We start from the raw sequence: 16,175 nt of genomic DNA, 5'->3' as shown, positions 1-16,175 counted from the left end.
CGCTCCCGGCTCACCTGCGGATCCGCTCCTTTGACACCACGGCGTTTCGCCGGCGCGCGGCGACGGCCAGCTGTTCCAGCAGCGGCGCGGTCCGGGCCCAGCCGAGGCACGCGTCGGTGATGCTCAGGTCGGGGCGCAGCGGTCGCGCGTCTGGGCACTGCCTGCCGTCGGCGAGGTAGGACTCCAGCATCACCCCGGCGAGCGCCTGGTCGCCGAGCCCGATCCGGTCGGCGAGATCGGCGAGCACCACCGGCTGGCGGTTGTGGTCTTTGCCGCTGTTACCGTGCGAGCAGTCCACCACGATCCGGCTGTGCAGCCCGGCCTCGGCGAGCGCGCTGACCGCTGCGGCGACCGACGCGGCGTCATGGTTGGGCACCGTGCCACCGCGCAGCACCAGGTGCACGGCCGGGTTCCCGTCGCTGCGCAGCGCGGTGACCCGGCCGTCCGTGCCGATGCCCGGGAACACGTGCGGCAGCCCGGCGGCGCGGATGGCGTCGATCGCCAGGTCGATCCGGCCGCCCAGGGTGTTCTTCATCCCCACCGGCATCGGCAGCCACGACGCGAGTTGGCGGTGCGGCGGGCTGGTCACCGTGCGCGCGCCGATCGCGGCCCAGCTGACTGTGTCCGCCACATGCGGCGCGAGAACCGGGTCGACGAACTCATAGGCGAGCGGCAGGCCCGTGCGGGCGGCGTTGACCAGGAAGGCGCGTCCTGCCCGGATGCCGCCGGCGATGTCGCCCGCGCCGTCCATCGTGGGATCGCGCAGCAGCCCCACCCAGCCCGCGACGGTGCGCGGTTTCTCCAGATACGCGCGCAGGACCACGACGAGGTCGTCGGCGAACCGTGTGGCGGCGTCGGCGAGTCGGCGCGCGTAGTCCAGTGCGGCCACCGGGTCATGCACCGAACAAGGCCCGACGATCACCAGTAGGCGCGGGTCGCGCCGGTCGAGCACGTCGGCGATGGTCTCGCGGTGCGCGGACACCGCCGTCCGCAGCGCGGGGTCGAGTGGTGTGTCGGCGGTGAGGTCGGCAGGCGTGGGGAACGGGTCGTGGTCAAGCATCCGTGGTGGTCCTCTTCTGTTCGTGATCCGCGTCACCGGCGCTCACCTGGCGCGGCAACGCGGACGCGGCGATGGCGGCGAGAGCGACGAGAGCCAGCACCCAGCAGAAGGCGTCGCCGTACGCCGCCGCCTGGTCCGCGCGGGCCGTGATCCTCGCTTGCAGGACGACGGCGAGCACTGCCGTGCCGATCGAGCCGCCGAGCGTGCTGAGCAGGTTCAGCGCGACCGCCGCCCGCGGCAGCCGCGGCCGGCTCACCCGGCGGTAGACGATCGTCATGATCGGGGTGCTGATCATGGCCGCGCCCACCCCGCGCAGGAAGAGGGAACCGGTGACCACCACGTCCGGCACCCCGTGCCCGAGCTGGGTGAACGCGACCGTGCCAGCCGCGACCAGCGCCATCCCGCCGAGGACCAGCGTGCGCGGAGCCGTCGTGTCCACGAACCGGGTCACCAGCACGGTCCCGGCGGCCGCCCCGACCCCCTGCGGGGCGAGTAGTACTCCGGTCTGCCAGGCCGACAGTTCGCCGGGTCCCTGTAAATACAGCGGAAGCAGGAACATCGTGCCGAACACCGAAGCGCCCAACGCCAGCAGCGCCAGTGCCGCGACGCCGAACGGCGGCCGGATGAACAGGAGCGGGTCCACCAGGGGGGTGCCCTTGGCCCGGACGCCGTGCAGAGTGAATCCGGCGAGCATCGCCATGCCGACCACCAGCGCCGCGACCACCTGCCACGCCGGGCTTTCGTGCGCGACCCTGGTCAATCCGAACACCAGCACGGCAAGGCCGGGGGACAGCAGTGCGGCGCCCCGCCAGTCGAACCGGGCACCGGTCGCCGTCGGCGGCACGGCGGGCACCAGCCGGGTCGCGAGCGCGAGCGCGATCACCCCGATCGGGATGTTGATCAGGAACAACCAGCGCCACCCCGCCGCCTGCAGCACCGCGCCGCCGACCAGCGGCCCCAGCACCGGGGACAGCAGCGGCAGCACCCCGACCACCGCGATCACCCGGCCGATCCGCTCGCGGCCGGCGACGCCGGCCAGCAGCGCCTGCCCGGTCGGCGGCAGCAAGCCGCCCGCGAGCCCTTGCAGGACGCGGAAGACGACCAGGCTGGGCAGCGACCACGCCAGCCCGCACAGCAGCGACGCCACCAGGAACGCGGCGACCGCGACGAGCCAGGTGCGGCGTCCGCCGAACCGGTCGGCCAGCCAGCCGGACGCGGGTATCGCGGTGACCACGGCCAGCAGGTAGGCGGTGGTCACCCATTGGACGTCGGCGACCGGCGCGCTGAACCGGTCGGCGAACGCGGAGACCGCGACCGACACGATCGTGCTGTCCAGGGTGGCCATCACGGTGCCGAGCACCAGCACGAACGCGATCCGCCACAGCTTCGCGTCGATCTCGCTCATCGGAGAAGTTCCTTAGCGTCGTCGTTGAACCGGTCAGGCAGGGTGCGCAGCACCGCCACGAGCCGGTCGGCGACCTCCCGTGCTTGCGCGCGGGTCAGCACGCCGCGCTGGTGGCCGAGCACACCGGACCACCCGCCGTCCCCACGGGGCACTATGGTGACGGTCACCGGGTGGTGGGTGTGCTCGCGCACCGTGACGTCCGTGATGGTGAGCCCGGGCGCGGGTTCGCGTGGCCATTGGGGGGCCGGCGGGCAGTTCTCGAACACCACCAGGCTGTCCACCACCGGGGCGATCCCGGTCAGTTCCGCCAGTTCGGTGAGTCCGATGTGCTGGTGCTCAAGCATGGCCTGCCGGCGGGCCTGCAGATCGGCGAGCATGGCGGCGACCGTTCCGGTCAGCCGGACGCGCACCGGGACCGTGTTGGCCAGCGGACCGATGATCTCCTCGACCCCGGGCAGGTCGGCGCCGCGCCCGGACACCATGACGCCGAACCGGACGTCCTCGCGCCCGGACCGGTCGGCCAGCACGGCGGCCCAAGCGCCCTGCAGAGCGGTGTCCGCGGTGACGCCGTCGCGGGCGGCGGTCTCGGTCAGCCGGGCCACGGCGGCGGCGTCGAGGTCGAACAGCACCGGCTCGGCCGGGTCCACCCCGGTGACCTGGAAGTGCCCGCCGTCTGGCAGGGCGGCCAGCTCGGCCCGCCATGCCCGCAGGTCGCGCCCGTGGTCGCGGGTGGCGAGCCACTGCGAGTAGCGGGTGAACGGCACTGGCTCGGGTAGTGGCCTGCCGGCGTACAGCGCGAACAACTCGGTGGCGACACGCGGCGCGGACCAGACGTCACAGAGCAGGCGGTGGACGGTCAGCACCACCTGGTGCTGCTCCGGTCCTTCGGGCACCACCGTGAGCCGCCACAGCGGGCCCGTCGACAGATCGAACCTGTCCGCGGTGAACTCGGCGCGGATGTCCGGGCGCGGGTCGGCCGGAATGACCTGGAAGTCGTGCTCGGCGGGGAACACCGCGCCCAGGTTGGGGTGCCTGCGCAGCAGCGCGCCCGCGGCGGCCCGCAGCGCGGGCACGTCCAGCGGTCCGGCCACGGTGAACGCCACCCGCACCGGGTACGGGTCGGCCGCGCCGCGGGCCGGGCCCAGGATCAGCTCCTGCGATGGGGTCAGCGGCACGATCTCCCGGGCCTCGGGCAGCTCCCGGACCGCGGAGTCCATCTCCGCGCGCAGGTGGTCGCCCAGTTCGGCGATCTCGGTGTCGGTGAAAACCGCGGCGGGCCAGGTGAATCGGATCCGAAGCCGGTCGTCGACCATCGCACTGACCATCAACCGGTACGGCAGCGGCATGCCGTCGGCACCGCCGGTCGCCGACCCCGGTGGCCCCGCGTGCGGCGGGCTTTGCCACGGCCCGCCGGTGGAAGGGCCGGACCGGCCGAGGTAGTTCCACCTGATCTCGGGGCGGCGGACCAAGCCGTCGGGCACACCGAGGCCGTCGCCCGCGGCCCGCAGATGGTCGCGGACCCGGCGCAGCGCGTCGGCCGCCGACTTCCCGGCCGCGGTGATCCGGGCCGGATAGACCGCGGTGAACCAGCCGACCGTCTGCGCGAGGTCGGCCTCCGCCGGGCGGCCGTGGCCTTCCAGCGCCACCAGCAGGTCCGGCTCGCCGCCGCGCCAAGCGGCCACCGCGCGGGCCAGCGCGGTGAGCAGCACGGTGTCCGGCGTCGTGCGGTAGGCGGCGGGCAGCGTGGTCAGCAGAACGTGGCTGGTGGCCGGGTCCATGGCCAGTGTGTGATGGCGGGCAGTGGCCGCGGTGTCGCGCCCAGGGTCGGCGGGAACCGCCGACAGCGGCGTGACGGGTGCCTGTGCGACCCGCCGCCAGTGCGGCAGTTCGCCGGCATGGTCGGCGGCCCGCAACGCGTGCGCCCAGCTGAGGAACGACTGCCCGTGCGGGACCAGTCGCCGCCCGGTCTCGTACGCCTGGCGCAGATCGTCGAGCAGGATCCGCCACGACACCGCGTCCACCACGAGGTGGTGCGCGACCAGCAGCAACGTGGCCGGCCGGTCCGGGCCCGCATCGAACACGACCGCGCGCAGCAGGGGACTGGTGTACGGGTCGATCGCCGCCCGCGCGGTGGCCAGCCGGTCGCCGACCGCCGCCGCCGGATCGTCGGTGCGCACCACGGTCAGTACGTCGGCGCCGGTGACCGTGCCGGGCTCGGGGATGCGCAACACATCGTCGGCCAGGTACGCCCTCAGTACGTCGTGGCGGGCCAGCACCGCGTCCAGCGCGGCGCGCCAGCGAGCTTCGTCGCCGCCCGGCGGTACCGACACCTGCACCCACTGGCAGAACTGGGCGGCGGTGGCCCCCGCCATGCGCAGCAGGTCCCGCATGACCGGGGTCAGCGGCGCGTCGCCGACCGCCGGCGCGGCGGGTTCTTCCGCGGTGTCCGCGCGGTCCGCGCGGGCGGCGATCCCGGCGGCCGTCGCACCCTCGACCACGTCGCGGACGGTGACGGTGAAGCCGGTGCGCCGGATCATCGACGCCACCCGGAGGGATGCGATGCTGTCCCCGCCGTGCTCCAGGAACCCGTCGTCCGGGCCGAGGTCATCGGTGCCGAGCACGGTGCGCAACACCCGCAGCACCGCGGCCTCGGTCCCGGTCGCCGGTTCCCTGGCCGGTGCGCGGGTGTGCGGCGCGGGGTCGGGCAGCGCCGCGGCGTCCAGCTTGCCGCTCGGGCCGAGCGGCAGCCGGTCCAGCGGCACGTAGGCGGCCGGCACCATGTGATCGGGCAGCGTCGCGGCCAGGTGCGTGCGCAGCGCCACCGGGTCGGGTTCGGCGCCGTCCGCCGGGATCACGTAGGCGACCAGCCGGTCCGCGCGCACCACGACCGCGCAGGCCCGCACCGACGGGTGCCGCCCGAGCACCGTCTCGATCTCGGGCAGCTCGATGCGGAACCCGCGCAGCTTGACCTGGTGGTCCGTGCGGCCGAGGAACACCAGGTTCCCATCGGGTCGCCAGCGGGCCAGGTCGCCGGTGCGGTACATGCGTTCCCCTGGGGGGCCGAACGGGTCGGCGACGAACCGCTCGGCGGTGGTCCCGGGGCGGCCGATGTAACCGCGCGCCAGCTTGGGTCCCGCGAGGTACAGCTCGCCGGTCACGCCGACCCCGGCCGGTTGCAGGCCGCCGTCCAGCACGTAGGCGCGCACCATCGGATCGGGCCGCCCGATCGGCAGCGGCCCGGGGTCGTCCGGCGCGTAGCGCCAGGTGACCGAGTTGATGGTGACCTCGGTGGGGCCGTACGCGTTGAACAGTGCGCGGCGGGCACCCCAGCGGGCGGCCAGTGCCGGATCCAGGCGTTCCGCGCCGACGACGAAGAACACGTCCGCGTCGATGGTCGCGTCGTCGGGCATGGCCGCCAGGAACGACGGCAGCAGGTTCAGCCCGGTCACCCGGTGGCGGCGCACGTAGTCGAGCAGCTCGCCGCCGGGCACCCGTACCTCCGCGGGCGCGATCACCGAGGTTCCGCCGGACAGCAACGGGAGCATGAACTGCCAGAACGCCACGTCGAAACTGGTCGAGGCGAAGTGCAGGTAGCGCTCGCCGGAGCCGATGCCGACCACGTCCTCCTGCAACGCCACCAGGCTGGGCACGCCGCGGTGCGGTACCGCGACGCCCTTGGGCCTGCCGGTGGTGCCGGAGGTGTAGATCACGTAGGCCAGCGAGTCGCCGGTGGTATCGCGGTGCGCGGCGACCGGGTCCGCGTCCCACGTGGACGGACCGGTGAGGTCGGCCGGATCGACGGTGGGCAGCCCCTCGACGTCCGTCCCGGACACCGCGGCGGCCGGCGCGATGTCGGCGATCATGTAGGCCAGCCGGTCCGCCGGGTACTCCGGGTCCATCGGCACGTACACGGCCCCGGCCTTGAGGACGCCGAACAGCGCGACGACCAGCTCGACGTCGCGGTCCAGCAGTACCGCGACGGGGTCCTGCGGTCGCACTCCGGCGGCAAGCAGCGCGTTGGCCAGCCGGTTGGCGGCGCGGTCCAGTTCGGCGTAGCTGAGCGAGCGGTCCCGGCACACCACGGCTTCGGCGTCGGGGGTGCGGCGCACCCACGTGCCGAACTCCTCGAGCGCGCCGCCCGCCGGCCTGCTCGGTTCCGGGCCGACCCCGAACCGCAGCACCTCGGCGCGTTCGCCGGCGTCGAGCATCGGCAGCGCCGCCGCCGGGCGGTCCGGATCGGCGACCAGCTCGTGCAGGAGCGTCCGCAGCCAGCGGCCGTACCCGCGCACCGTCGCCTCGTCGAACGCGTTCCGCTGGTAGCCGAGCCCGATGGTGAACTCCTCGCCGGGCAGCACCATCACGGTCAGCGGGTAGTGCGTCGCGTCGGCGATGTCCACACCGGTCTGCTCGATGCCCGGTGCGACGGTCTCGCGGTGGCGGCTGGAGAGCGGGAAGTTCTCCATCACCAGCATGGTGTCGAACAGGTCACCGAGCCCGATCGCGCGCTGTACATCGGGAAGCCCGACGTGGTGGTGTTCGGTCAGCGCGGTGGATTCCGCGTGCACCCGGTCCAGCACGGCGGCGGCGGTCTCGCCCGGCGCCGCCCGCACCCGCACCACGACCGTGTTGCCGAGCTGGCCGACCATCCGCGCCACCTCGGGCACGTCGGCCGGGCGGCCGGACACCGGGCAGCCGAACACCACGTCCCGCCGACCGGTCAGCCTGCCGAGCAGCAGCCCCCACACGGTGTTGAACACCGCGGCCGGGGTGACCCCGCGGTCGCGGGCGAACGCGAGCAGCCGGGCGGTGAACTCGGCGCCGAGCGGGACCACGATCCGCTCCGGTCGCCGCACGGCGGACTGCGCGGCGGCCGGGGCCAGGTGGGTGCCCGACTCCAGCCCCGCCAGCGCGTCCCGCCAGGCCGCGAGACCCGCCTCGTGGTCGCGGGTGGCCAGCACCCGGTGGTAGTCGGCCAGCGGCGGCGCCACCGGGGCGGCAGGGCCGCCGCTCAGCTCGTGGTAGATGGCGAGGAGGGTGCGGCCGACCAGCGGCATCGACCAGCCGTCGAGCAGCGCGTGGTGGATGGTGATCACCAGCCGGTGCTCGTCCGGGCCGAGTGCACACAGCAGGAACCGGATCAGCGGCGGCGTTCCCGGGTCGAACGGGCGCCGGTGCTCGGCCCGGCAGTGCTCGGCGAACTCCTCCGGCCGCGCCGTCACGGCCTGGAAGTCCAGCCTCACCTGCGCGGGTACCACCTGGACCACCGCGCCGGACCCGGTGGTCTCCAGGTACGCCCGCAACGCGGGATGGGTGTGCAGCAGCCGCGTGGCGGCCGCCCGCATCCGATCCGGGTCGAGGGCGCCGCGCAGGTGGCTGACCGCCTGGACCACGTAGACGTCGGCGTCGGTGTGGTCGCGGACCGCGGTGTGGAACGCGAGCCCGGCCTGCAACGCGGTGGCGGGCAGCACCTCGGCCGCGGGGCCGTCCCGCTCGACCCGTGCGGCATGCTCGGTGAAGGCGGCCAGCGCGGTGCGCCAGGCCTCGACCAGCGCCTCGACCGCGGTCGCGGGCAGCACCCGGCCCGCCGCCGTCCACTCCACCGCGAGCAGCGGGCGGTCGCCTTCGCGGACGAAGCAGTTCACCGCGAGCACCTGCTCCAGTGCTTTGGCCTCGGATTCGCACACCGAGAACGGGTTCTCGCCGGCCGGACGCCAGCCGGGTACAGGCGCGAACCGGCCCAGGTAGTTGAGCAGCACGTCCGGCGGCGGCCCGGTCAGCTCCACGCCCCGGACCTCGGGGTCGAGGTGGCGCAGGACGCCGTAGCCGAGACCGTCGCCTGGCACGGCGCCGCCGGCGGTCATCGCCGCGCGCAGCAGCCGTCCGGCGGCCGGTCCACCGGCCAGCGCGTCGGTCAGTTCCGCGTCGGCGCGGACGGCGTCGGCGGGCACTCGAACCGGGTGCTCCGCGGTGAACCAGCCGACCGTGCGGGCGACGTCGTGCTCGCCCTCGCGCCCGTGCCGTTCCACCGTGACCGTCTCGGCGTCCACGCCGCCCCCGCGCCACAACCGCAGCGCGAGCACGAGTACGGCCAGCAGTACGTCGTCCACCCCCGCGCGGTACGCGGCGGGCAAAGCGGTGAGCAAGGCGGCGGTCGTATCGGCCGAGGCCACGTCGGTGGTCTCGATGGCCGTGGCCACGGTGTCGAGGCGCTGGTCCAGCCCGCGCCCGCCGAGGTGCGCCTGGCGCAGCGCGGTCCGCCAGTGCGGCAGCTCGCCGCGCCGGGTGCCCGCTGTGCCCTGTTCGGCCAACCGTAGAGCGTGGGCCCGCCACGAGGTGGTGACCCGGGTCGGCGGCTCACCTGTGCACGCCGCGCGAAGGTCCGGCAGCAGCACCCGCCATGAGACGCCGTCGATCGCCAGGTGGTGTACCACGACCAGCAATCGGCCGCGCAGCGCGGCCACCCGGACCAGGTCGCCCGCGACCGGGTCGAGCTCGCCCGCCAGCCGGCGCGCCACGACGTCCGCCGGTTCGTCGGCCGAGGCGGCCTCGGTGACGACCGCGGCGACGGAGCCGGGCGGCGGCACGGTCAGTGGGTCGATCCGCAGGCGAAGCGCGTCATGGTGGTCGAGCAGGGTCTGCACGGCCGCGCGAAGCCGGTCCAGCGGCACGTCCTGGTCCGGCTCGACCACGGCCCACTGCGCGTACCCGGCGATGGCCGCGCGGTCCGGGTTGCCTTCGAGCAGCACCCGCACGATCGGCGGTGCCGGGACGTCGCCGAGCGGCTCGTCGGGCTCGCCCGTCCCCTGGCCGGCGCGCAGCGGCCGGACCATAGCTGCGAGGGACGCGAAGTCGCGGCGGGCCAGCAGGTCGCGCGGGCGCAGGTCGAAGCCGTGTTCGCGCAGCCTGCCGCTCACCCCGATCGCGGTGATGCTGTCGCCGCCGAGGACGAAGAAGTCGTCGTCCACGCCGACCTCGGGCACGTCCAGCACCTCGCCGATCACCGCGCACAGCACTCTCTCCGGCTCCGTGGCCGGTGACCGGCCGCTGCCGGTGCGGGAAGGCTCGGGCAACGCCCCGCGGTCCAGCTTGCCGTTCGGGGTGACCGGCAGCGACGCCAGGACCGCCACCGCCGAGGGCACCAGGTGCTCGGGCAACCGCTCGGCGAGCCATGACCTCGCCGCGTCGCCGTCGACGTCGCCGACCACGTAACCGACCAACCGGGTGCCGCGCACCGCCGCCGCGGCCGCGCGGGCACCGGGGACCGCGCCGAGTGCTGCCTCCACCTCGCCCAGCTCGATCCGGTGGCCGCGCACCTTCACCTGGTCGTCGCGCCTGCCGAGGTATTCCAGTTCCCGTTGCCAGCGGACCAGGTCACCGGTGCGGTACATGCGGTCGCCGGGGGCGCCGAACGGGTCCGCGACGAACCGCTCCGCGGTGAGGCCGGTCCGGCCGAGGTAGCCGAGCGCCAGGTGCGGTCCGGCCAGGTAGAGTTCCCCGGCCGCGCCCGGCGGGACCGGGCGCAACGCGTCGTCCAGCACGTAGGCACGGGTGCCTGGCACTGCGGTCCCGATCACCGGCGCCGGTCCCGTGACCGGTGCGCTGGCGGCGTCCACCGTGGCCTCTGTGGGGCCGTACATGTTGACGGCGGGCACCCCCGAGTCGCGCACCCGCCGCCACAGCGCGGGCGGGGTCGCCTCGCCGCCGAGGACCAGCAGGACCGGGCGCCGTGCGCCGTCGAGCAGGCCGCGGTCCGCCAGCGGAGCGGCCATGGACGGTGTGGTGTCCACGACGTCGATGCGGTCCCGCGCGAACGCGGCCAGCAGGGCGTCGGCGTCACGTGCGGTGTCGCTGTCGTAAAGGTGCAGTTCGTGCCCGCACAGCAGCCATGTGAGCTGGTCGAGCGCGGAGTCGAAGGCGAACGAGTACGTGTGCGCGACACGCAGCCGCCGGCCGGCCGCGCGCTCGGCTCCGGCGATCGTGGTCGCCCGCTGCCGGTGGACCAGTTCGGCGAGCGCGTGCGCGGGGACCAGCACCCCTTTGGGCCGCCCGGTCGACCCGGACGTGAAGATCAGGTAACCGCCGTCGCCCGGCCGTTGGCCCGGGACGGGTTCCGTAGCCGATCCGGGGCCGTCCTCGGCGAGGTCGTCGGGGGTCAGGACGAGCGCGGCGCCGGACTCGGCCACCAGCTCTCGGGTCCGCCGCGCCGGCTGGGCCACGTCCAAGGGCAGGAACACCGCCCCGGCGTCGAGCACCGCGAGCAGCGCTATCACGAACTCCACCGAACGCGGCAGCTCCAGCGCGACCACGTCGTTCGCGCTGACGCCCCGCGCGCGCAGGCGCCGCGCCAGCCGATGCACCCGGTCGGCGAGTTCCCCGGCGGTGACCCGCCGCTTCCCGTGCACCAGCACCGTCCGTCCGCCGGGCAGGGCGTCGAGCAGGTCCGGGACCGGAGTCGGCCGCCCGGGGACCGCCGGGGTCGTCCAGCTGCCGAGCAGCGCCGCCCGCGCGTCGGCGGGCACCAGGTCCGCGGTGCCGACGGTCGGCTCGTCCGGCCCGGTCAGCGCGTCGAGCAGCGTCAGCAACCCGGTGAGCCGCGCGTCGACCCCCGCCTGGTCGTGGGTCCGGGCGTCCACCTCGAACCCCAGGGAGAGTCCTCCGCCCGCGGTCGGGAGCACGCTCAGCCCCAGGTCCTCCGGCGGGCCACCGGCGATGTTGCGCATGTCGCCGGAGCTTCCGGCGAAGTCCAGCGTGAGGTCGAACGCCTTCAGGTTGATGCCCCGGCCGTGCAGCAACGCCCCGGCGCCCGGCACGGCGAGGTCCCGCGGCAGGTTCTCGCCCCGGTAGCGCTGGTGCGCCCGCATTTCCCGCAACGCCTCGGCCACCCGCGTGGTCAGCTCCGGGAGCGTGTCGGTCTTGTGCACTCGCACCCGCAGCGGCAGCACGTTCACTGTCATGGCCGGGGTGCGCAGTGCCCTGCCGAACCGGCACGTCAACGGCATCGCGAGCACCATGTCGTCGTGGCCGAGCACCCGGTGCAGGAACGCGGTGTAACCCGCGATCAGCACTTCAGCCCAGGTCGACCCGATCCGCTCGGCGTAGGTCTTCAACTCGGCCAGCCGCTCCGCGGGCAGCACCGTGCTGGCCGCCACGGTCCGCTCCGGTGTGCCCGCGGCGTGGCCGGTGTCGCCCAGGTCGGGCAGCGGAGTGTACCGGTCCGTCCAGTACGCCCGGTCCTCGGTGAGCTGGTCGCTCACCTGGTAGTCGGCGTCCGCGGCGACCAGGTCGGCGAACGCGGCGAACGGGCACGGCGGCACCGGTTCACCGCGTACCAGGGCCGTGTAGTGCGCGGCGATACGGCGGTTCAGCATGGCCGCGGTGTAGCCGTCGATCACCAGGTGGTGGCTGAGCTGGACGTACCAGACCTCTGTGTCGGACAGGCGGAGCACGGTGTGGCCGGACAGCCGCCGGTCCACCATCCCCCGGCACTCGTCGGCCGCCTGCCAGCGCAACTCGTCGATGCGCGCCCGCGCCGCGGCGGGTGGGTCCGCCTCGGCGCGCAGGTCCATCACCCGGGGCGCGGGCACCGCGTCGGCGGACACCGTCTGGCGCGGACCGTCCGGGGTGTCGCGGACCCGCAGCCGCAGGCTTTCCGCCTCCTCGGTGGTCGCCCGGATCGCCTTGGTCAGCGCGGCCACGTGGACGGGTTCGCGGCCGGTGATCTCCACCACGTCACCGACCACGTAGTACGGCGAGTCCGGTTCCAGCCGCTGAGCGTGCCAGATGCCCAGCTGGGCGCCGGTCAGGGGCAGGTCGGTCATGCGATGCTCCCTCGATCCACGGTGGGAACGACCATCGGCGTGCCGGTCACCGGGTCCGGCACGACCAGGCACGGCAGGTCGAACACCTCTTTGATCAGCGCGGCGTCCACGATGTCGGCGGGTGCGCCCTCGGCGACCACCGCGCCGTTCCTCATGGCGATCACGTGGTCGGCGAACCGGCACGCCTGGTTGACGTCGTGCAGCACCGCGATCACCGTGCGGCCCTCGTCGCGCAGCCGGCTCAGCAGCGCCAGCAGCTGGTACTGGTGCGTGATGTCCAGGAACGAGGTCGGTTCGTCCAGCAGCAGGTACGGGGTCCGCTGGGCGAGCGCCATGGCCACCCAGACGCGCTGCCGCTGCCCACCGGACAGCTCCTGCACGAGGCGCTCGGCGAGGTCGGTGATCCCGGCCGCGGCCATCGCCCCGGTCACCGCCTCTTGGTCCGCCTCGGACCACCCGCTGAACAGCGACTGGTGCGGGAACCGGCCCCGCGCGACGAGCTGGCGCACCCGGATGTCGTCGGGCGCCGAGGGCTCCTGCGGCAGGAACGCCACCGACCGGGCGAACCGCTTGGCCGCGATGGTGCCGATGTCGGTGCCGTCGAAGGTCACCGTGCCCTCCACGGGCCGCAGCAGCCGCACGAGTGCGCGCAGCATGGTCGACTTTCCGCACGCGTTCGGGCCGACGACCGCGGTGAGCGCACCGTCCGGGACGTCGACCGAGAGCCGGGTGGACACCACCCGGTCGCCGTAGCGGAGGGCCAGGTCCCGTGCGGTGAGGCGGCTGGTCATCCGCTCCGCACCTCCTTGCTGAGAAGCCAGATCAGATAACAACCGCCGATGGCGGTGGTGACGACGCCGACCGGCAGTGATACCGGCGAGAGCAGCAGCTGGGCGATCAGGTCGGCCGACTGCAGCAGCACCGCGCCGGTCAGCGCCGCCGGCAGCAGGCCGATGCCGGAGGTGCGGGCGAGGCGCCGCCCGATCTGCGGCGCGGCCAGCGCGACGAACACGATCGGCCCGGCGGCGGCGGTCACGGTGGCCGTGCAGCCGACCCCGATCACCACCAGCTGCACCTGCAGCGACTCCGTCCGCACCCCCGTTCCGACCGCGACCTCGGTGCCCAGCGCCGCCTGATGCAGCGCCGGTGCCCGGGTCACCAGCGCGGCGAGGAGCACCGCGATGACGCAGAACGGGATGCGCACCTGCTCCCAGCCGAGCCCGTTGAGCGAGCCCGCGCTCCAGCCGACGGCGGCGATCGCCACCTCGAGTTCGGCGCGCAGCACGATCCACGAGTTGACCGCGGTGAGCATGGCGTTGACCGCGATGCCGATCACGATCAGCCGCAGCCCGGAGACCCCGCCGCGCATCGCGAGCAGGTACACCAGGGCCGCGGCGACGAGGCCGCCCAGCACGGAACCGGCGGTCAGCCGGGCGGGCGTGCCGGACAGGACGGTGATGGCGACCAGCGCGCCCGTGTAGGCGCCCGCGTCGAGGCCGATCACGTCCGGGCTGCCCAGCGGGTTGCGGGTGACGTTCTGGAAGACGGCGCCCGCGGTGCCGAGCGCCGCGCCGAACACCACGGCGGCCAGCACCCTCGGCAGCTGCCACTCGCGGATCATCACGTTCGGGCCGCCGCGCTGCCCGCTCAGCGCGGCGAACACCCGCGCGGGGCTGGTCCAGCCGTCGCCGTAGCACAGCGCGGTGAGCCCGAGCGCGAGCAGCAGCACCAGCATCACGGCCGTGAACACCAGCGTCCGGCGTTCCACCAGGGCTGAGAAGCGGCCCCGGCGCAGCACCAGGGCGGTTCCGGTCGCGCTCATGGTTGTGCCACCCCATACCGCCGTACCGCCCAGATCAGGGCGGGTCCGCCGAGGAAGGCCGTGACGATGGCCACCGGCACCTCACCGGTGGTCAGCAGCACCCGGGCGGCGGTGTCGGCGGCCAGCAGCAGGACCGGGCCGAGGACGGCGGCGAACCCGATCAGCCACGGCACTGAGCCGTCCGCGGCCCGGCGCACCAGGTGCGGCACGATCAGGCCGACGAACAGGATGGGACCGGCGATCGCGGTCGCCGCCCCCGCCAAGGCGGTGATCAGCACCAACGTGACCAGCCGGACCCGCGTCACGTTCACGCCGAGGGTGTGCGCCACCGCCTCGCCCAGTGCGACGGCCGCCAGCTGGCGGCTCAGCAGCAGCGCCGCGGCCACCGCGACCGCGATCACCAGCAGCGGCATCGTGTTCGGTGCCTGCTCCCGGCCGGCCAGCGAACCGATCGACCAGAACCGGTACTTGTCGAACACGGTCGGCGAGATCAGCCGCATGCCCAGCGTGAGACCGGTCAGCACGGAGCTGAGAGCCATTCCGGCCAGCAGCATTCGCAGCGGTGAACGCCGGCCCACCGCGGCGACCAGCGCAGCCGCCGCCACCGCGCCGACCACGGCCGCCAGCAGTTCGCCGAGTGCGTTCACGGTGAGCCCGAGGCCGGACCCGACGCTGATCGCGAACCCGGCGCCCGAGGTGACGCCCAGCACCCCTGGTTCGCCGAGCGGGTTGCGCGACAGCACCTGCACCAGCACCCCGGACACGGCGAGCGCGGCGCCGACCCCGATGGCCAGCGCTCCTCTCGGCAGCCGGATGTCGCGGACCAGGGCGACGTCGTTCGGGTCCCCGCTCCCGGACAGCGCGTGCAGTGCCGTGGCCGGCCCGATGAAGTGCGCGCCCACTCCCACGCTGGCCACCATGACCGTGGCCAGCGCGACGAGCCCGGCGAGCAGCAGAAGCGGCCGCCGCGCACCCCAGGTCGAACCGGTGCTGTCGGCAGCAGTAGCCGTGGCGGTCATTTCAGCAGGGGCGCGAAGGCCTTGTCAGCCGCGTCGAGCGTCATCTCCGCCTCCCGGTAGGTCGCGGCTTCGGTGTATCGCAGCGGGAAGACCTTGCCCGCCTTGACCGCGGGCAGGTTCTTCCACAGCGGCGAGTCCAGGACGGACTGCACCGGGGGCGGCACCGAGCCGTCGGCCTTGAGCGAATAGGTGATCGCGTCGGCCTCCGCGAAAGCGTCGGGCAGCTCCTCGATCGACGGGTACTCGCTGACGGACCTGGAGCCCTTGCCCTCGACCTTGACCGCGCCGTAGTAGTTGGCGCCCATGTCCTGCGCCACGTTGGTGCCCCACGAACCGTGGAACTCGCGCTGGAAGGTGCCCTTGGCGACCTCACCGTAGGCACCGACGTGCCCGAGCTTCAGCTTGGGCAGTACGGACTTGTACTTCTCGGCCAGCTGCTTGGCCTTCAGCTCGTACGCGGTCCGGGTGGCGTCGAAGCCCTTGAGCGCGCCCGCCGCGTCGGCCTGCCTGCGGGACAGTTCCCGCCACGCCTTGGGCACCGACGGGCCGAGCGTCACCACCGGTGCGATGGACTCCAGGCGCTTCATGTTGATGTCGGCGAGCGCCGGCTTCGGCACCCCGATGACGATCAGATCAGGGTCCGCCTTCGCGATCGCATTGTAGTTGGTCTCCGCGGCGGACTCACCGGCGACCTTGGAGATCTCGTCGTACCGCTCGCGTTCCGCGGCGCCCATCATCGGCAGGCCGCGTTGCCAGGTGGAGATGCCCACCAGCGGGGCGCCCGAGTCGAGCAGCGCGGGCACCGCGTAACCGGTGGCCACCACCCGTTTCGGCTTCGCCGGGATGGTGATGGTGCCGTTGTCCGCGACGAACTTCCTGGTGGGTCCGGCGTCGCCGCCGGCGCCGGCGTCACTGGAGCCGCAACCGGCGGCCAGCGCGGCCGCGAGCGCCAGGGCGCCCACGATACGGAACCGGGCGGAGGGGCTCCGGGTGGAGACGGGCATGGTTCTTCCTTGGTAGTGGGGGGCGGGGGTCAATGGCGGGGTTCGTG

7 protein-coding genes are annotated in these 16,175 nt (G+C 74.0%); all 7 read right to left on the bottom strand.

The features are described 5' to 3' along the window. Window positions 1-10: 10 nt before the first annotated feature. The 7 genes from ETD83_RS02985 to ETD83_RS02955 are packed head-to-tail and all read right to left on the bottom strand — an operon-like array spanning window position 11 to window position 16,128. Complete coding sequence (locus ETD83_RS02985) at window positions 11-1,060, bottom strand: 3-deoxy-7-phosphoheptulonate synthase (protein WP_138643476.1); 1,050 nt, start codon at window positions 1,058-1,060, stop codon at window positions 11-13. Further along, window positions 1,053-2,465 carry an MDR family MFS transporter gene (locus ETD83_RS02980; protein ID WP_138643475.1) on the bottom strand — a complete coding sequence of 471 codons (1,413 nt, stop codon included), beginning with the start codon at window positions 2,463-2,465 and terminating at the stop codon, window positions 1,053-1,055. Before ETD83_RS02980 ends, ETD83_RS02985 begins: the two co-directional genes overlap by 8 nt. Continuing rightward, window positions 2,462-12,283 (bottom strand): non-ribosomal peptide synthetase, encoded by a 9,822-nt coding sequence (locus tag ETD83_RS02975; protein ID WP_138643474.1) that lies wholly within the window; start codon window positions 12,281-12,283, stop codon window positions 2,462-2,464. Before ETD83_RS02975 ends, ETD83_RS02980 begins: the two co-directional genes overlap by 4 nt. Further along, window positions 12,280-13,074: an ABC transporter ATP-binding protein gene (locus ETD83_RS02970; protein WP_138643473.1), complete on the bottom strand. Its 795-nt coding sequence runs from the start codon at window positions 13,072-13,074 to the stop codon at window positions 12,280-12,282. Before ETD83_RS02970 ends, ETD83_RS02975 begins: the two co-directional genes overlap by 4 nt. After that, window positions 13,071-14,105 carry a FecCD family ABC transporter permease gene (locus tag ETD83_RS02965; protein WP_138643472.1) on the bottom strand — a complete coding sequence of 345 codons (1,035 nt, stop codon included), beginning with the start codon at window positions 14,103-14,105 and terminating at the stop codon, window positions 13,071-13,073. Before ETD83_RS02965 ends, ETD83_RS02970 begins: the two co-directional genes overlap by 4 nt. Further along, complete coding sequence (locus ETD83_RS02960; RefSeq protein WP_138643471.1) at window positions 14,102-15,124, bottom strand: FecCD family ABC transporter permease; 1,023 nt, start codon at window positions 15,122-15,124, stop codon at window positions 14,102-14,104. The genes ETD83_RS02965 and ETD83_RS02960 overlap by 4 nt, the downstream gene beginning before the upstream one ends. Beyond that, complete coding sequence (locus ETD83_RS02955) at window positions 15,121-16,128, bottom strand: ABC transporter substrate-binding protein (RefSeq protein ID WP_138643470.1); 1,008 nt, start codon at window positions 16,126-16,128, stop codon at window positions 15,121-15,123. The genes ETD83_RS02960 and ETD83_RS02955 overlap by 4 nt, the downstream gene beginning before the upstream one ends. Between the last annotated feature and the right edge of the window lie 47 nt (window positions 16,129-16,175).

The organism is Actinomadura soli (genome assembly GCF_005889715.1).
GTDB classification, from domain to species: domain Bacteria; phylum Actinomycetota; class Actinomycetes; order Streptosporangiales; family Streptosporangiaceae; genus Spirillospora; species Spirillospora soli.
Note: the sequence above shows the minus strand (reverse complement) of the source record. Positions and strands in the feature narration are given on the sequence as shown.

What these genes read in the sequence shown, in the direction of transcription:
- ETD83_RS02985 (WP_138643476.1), bottom strand. Translation starts at nt 1,060, where the DNA reads ATGCTTGACCACGACCCGTTCCCCACGCCTGCCGACCTCACCGCCGAC.
- ETD83_RS02960 (WP_138643471.1), bottom strand. Translation starts at nt 15,124, where the DNA reads ATGACCGCCACGGCTACTGCTGCCGACAGCACCGGTTCGACCTGGGGT.
- ETD83_RS02975 (WP_138643474.1), bottom strand. Translation starts at nt 12,283, where the DNA reads ATGACCGACCTGCCCCTGACCGGCGCCCAGCTGGGCATCTGGCACGCT.
- ETD83_RS02965 (WP_138643472.1), bottom strand. Translation starts at nt 14,105, where the DNA reads ATGAGCGCGACCGGAACCGCCCTGGTGCTGCGCCGGGGCCGCTTCTCA.
- ETD83_RS02955 (WP_138643470.1), bottom strand. Translation starts at nt 16,128, where the DNA reads ATGCCCGTCTCCACCCGGAGCCCCTCCGCCCGGTTCCGTATCGTGGGC.
- ETD83_RS02980 (WP_138643475.1), bottom strand. Translation starts at nt 2,465, where the DNA reads ATGAGCGAGATCGACGCGAAGCTGTGGCGGATCGCGTTCGTGCTGGTG.
- ETD83_RS02970 (WP_138643473.1), bottom strand. Translation starts at nt 13,074, where the DNA reads ATGACCAGCCGCCTCACCGCACGGGACCTGGCCCTCCGCTACGGCGAC.